We start from the raw sequence: 3,192 nt of genomic DNA, 5'->3' as shown, positions 1-3,192 counted from the left end.
TGTTATTGCCCTCCCCAAATGACCGAAAGTTGACGGTATTGCCTGTCCAGAATTAGACGGATATAATGTCCGTATAGAATTCTAAACATTTCGACATTTATAATTCTGGGGAAAGGAAAAGACGCCTCCCATAATGTATATCTGCGCCAACAGATATACGGGAGACGTCCCCAAAAAGAAACTATGATTATTGTAACAGATTATAAACTAATTGAAAATAATGGGGTTTTTAGTTAGGGGTGCGGGGAGGATTCCTTCGCCCTGTTGTGGGAAAAGCATGAGCGTAATTGGTACTAGAGATAGAAAATCAAGAGAAAGGTCTGGAGAGACAAAAATATATAATATCAGGCGATTGTGTTGTGATCATTGCGGTCGCATACATCATGAATTACCAGATTTCTTAGTTCCATATAAGAGATATGAGGCAGAGTGTTTAGAGTCGGTTCTTTCGAACCCTTCTACACATGACGTTCCAGCTGATGAATCTACCATATTTCGTTGGTTTGAATGGTTTAATCAATTCGTAGATTATTGGGCTAATTGCCTCTTATCTATTGTGCTTCGAACGAAACAGGAAAAGGGCCCTTTGAATTTGACGTCCGCAAATTCAGAGACTGCACTTCAAAGAATAGGGCGGCTGGTGGGGAATGCCCCCAGATGGCTAGAAAGAATTGTCCATCCGATTGTGAATTTTAATTTGTGGCTACATACCCGTTCTGCATTCTTGTCCGAAGATAGCTGAGTTACACTCATGATAATCACATATGTAGAGGAGTGTTATCATGAGAGATCAAAAAAAAGCAGAAGAAATTGCAGTACAACGGTTTCAGCTCATTTCCCCTCTCTTGGCAGAAGGGCTAGATGCTGGAAAAGCAAAGAAATTGAAAAACCAAATATGTAAGACCAGCGGTCTTTCTGAAAGGACGATTAGACGTTACCTTGAACAGTACCGTAATGAAGGTTTTGGAGGGTTAAAACCAAAAGGAATTTCGGGAAAAATGAAAAGAGAAGCTATACCCCCGCATTTATTGGAACAAGCGATTCTCCTCCGAAAAGAAGCTCCTACTAGAAGTATTTCGCAAATTATTCAAATTCTTGAGTGGGAGGGATTGGCAGAACCTGGCCAGCTAAAACGTTCTACTCTTCAAGAAAAATTAACAGAAAAAGGATATAGTTCTCGCCAAATGAAGCTATACTCCCAATCAGGAATAGCTGCTAGACGATTTCAGAAGCGTCATCGGAATCAGTTGTGGCAATCTGACATTAAGTTTGGGCCTTATTTGCCTATTGGACCAAATTGCACAAAAAAGCAGGTTTACTTAGTGGCTATAATAGATGATGCGACTCGATTTATTCTTCATGGAGCCTTCTACCCTACCCTTGATTCTAGAATAATCGAGGACGCTTTTAGAAATGCCATCCAAAAATACGGGGTCCCTGAAGCTGTTTACTTTGATAATGGTAAACAGTATCGAACCAAATGGATGACTCGTACATGTTCAAAATTGGGTACACGCCTTATTTACGCAAAGCCATATGCGGCCGAATCAAAGGGAAAGGTTGAACGCTTTAATAGGGTCGTAGATTCTTTCTTAGGGGAAGCGGCCCTCGAAAAGCCTAATTCCTTGGATAGACTGAATGAACTTTTTCAAGTTTGGTTATCCGAGTGTTATCAAAATAAGTCCCACTCAGGTCTTGGTGAAAATATTAGTCCCGAAGCTGCATTTCGAAGTGATAAAAAAGCTCTTCGCTTTATTGATCCAGATAGATTAGCGAATGCATTCTTACATTGCGAAACAAGAAAAGTAGATAAATCGGGATGCATTAGTTTTATGGATCAAAAATATGAAGTTGGTCTTTCTTTTATTGGACGTCAGGTAGACATTGTCTATGACCCTTCAGATTTGGAAGAGTTAACGATTGAATATGAGGGACATTCTCCTTGGAAAGCCAAAAAACTTGTGATTGGAGAAAGATCCGGAAAACGACCAACATTGCCCTCACATCTCCAGGCACATGAAGCTGATTCTTCTAGGTTACTAAAAGCAGCCGAACGAAAACATCAAGAAAGAAAAATCGAACAAGCTCCAGCCGTGTCTTTCCGTGCTGTTTGGAAGGAGGACGGCGATCATGTTTGAAGCTTTTTATGGAATGAAGAACACCCCGTTTACAAGGGATGTCCCTACTACTCAACTTTATGATTCATTTACGATGCAAGAAGTTTTAGGGCGGTTAAAGTATACCGCAGAAAGGCAACTATTTGCCGTTTTAACTGGGGATTGCGGTACAGGGAAAACAACAACGATTCGGAAATTTGTCGATGGTCTTGATCAAGGGAAATTTCAAGTGCTTTATTTATCAGATTCAAAACTGACACCTAGGCATTTTTATAAAGGGTTGTTAGAACAACTAGGATCGGAGGCTAAGTTTTATAGGGGTGACGCCAAACGACAGCTTCATCGAGAAATTGAGTTAATGAGAGGCATTCATGGAATTCAGCCAGTTGTCGTAGTTGATGAGTCACACCTTCTAGATCGTGAGATGCTTGAGGAAGTTCGATTCTTACTTAATTTCAAAATGGATGCACAAAGTCCGATGGCCCTTATACTTGTAGGGCAAAGTGAGCTATGGGATCGTCTTCGTCTTCAATCATACGCAGCAATACGCCAAAGAATTGATATTCAGTTCAAATTGAGCCACTATGATCGGGCACAAGTGGATGAGTATGTCTCTCGACATCTAGAGTATGCCGGGGTTGACCAACAAATCTTTTCAGACGGTGCTTTGGAAGAGATACATCGGTTTTCTGGAGGAACTCCAAGGCTTATCAATAAAGTTTGTACACACAGCCTCCTGTATGGATCTCAAAATGCGCGTCGCATCATTGATGATCATATGGTGAAACATGTTATTCAGGGAGAGCTATCATGAAGCATAAACAGATATACGTGTGGTATTACAAGGAGTATGGCTGTTGGTTAAAGAATGAAGGAGATTGTGGAATGGCTATGGATCCTGGGGAATCTTTTAAACTGTGCCTAGGTAAAGATTTTAGGGTCCCTTGCCGTTTGGGATTAGCTGGATAGCGATTATGGTATGTGGAAATAGGACCAAATCGGGTGAAGGTGAATTTGCGGATTAATGAGATCTATGAGATTGAAAATTAATGTGTAAGGGAAGCTCAATACCGCT

The 3,192-nt window shown here is 40.8% G+C and carries 3 protein-coding genes; all 3 read left to right on the top strand.

Annotated features, from left to right (window positions below; translation table 11 throughout):
* Window positions 1-220 precede the first annotated feature (220 nt).
* The 3 genes from JN080_RS28560 to JN080_RS28550 are packed head-to-tail and all read left to right on the top strand — an operon-like array spanning window position 221 to window position 2,931.
* Window positions 221-742 carry a DUF6431 domain-containing protein gene (locus JN080_RS28560; RefSeq protein WP_256239319.1) on the top strand — a complete coding sequence of 174 codons (522 nt, stop codon included), beginning with the start codon at window positions 221-223 and terminating at the stop codon, window positions 740-742.
* Between the two features lie 40 nt (window positions 743-782).
* On the top strand, window positions 783-2,138 hold the full coding sequence (locus tag JN080_RS28555; RefSeq protein ID WP_256239318.1) for a DDE-type integrase/transposase/recombinase: 1,356 nt from the start codon (window positions 783-785) through the stop codon (window positions 2,136-2,138).
* Window positions 2,131-2,931, top strand: coding sequence for an ExeA family protein (locus tag JN080_RS28550; RefSeq protein WP_256239317.1), 801 nt, complete (start codon window positions 2,131-2,133; stop codon window positions 2,929-2,931). Before JN080_RS28555 ends, JN080_RS28550 begins: the two co-directional genes overlap by 8 nt.
* The last annotated feature ends 261 nt before the right edge of the window (window positions 2,932-3,192 follow it).

Source organism: Bacillus sp. EB600 (assembly GCF_024494385.1).
In the GTDB taxonomy this organism is placed as follows: Bacteria; Bacillota; Bacilli; order Bacillales; family Cytobacillaceae; genus JAEVLT01.
The sequence above is the reverse complement of the archived record's forward strand: the minus strand, read 5'-3'. Positions and strand labels throughout refer to the sequence as shown.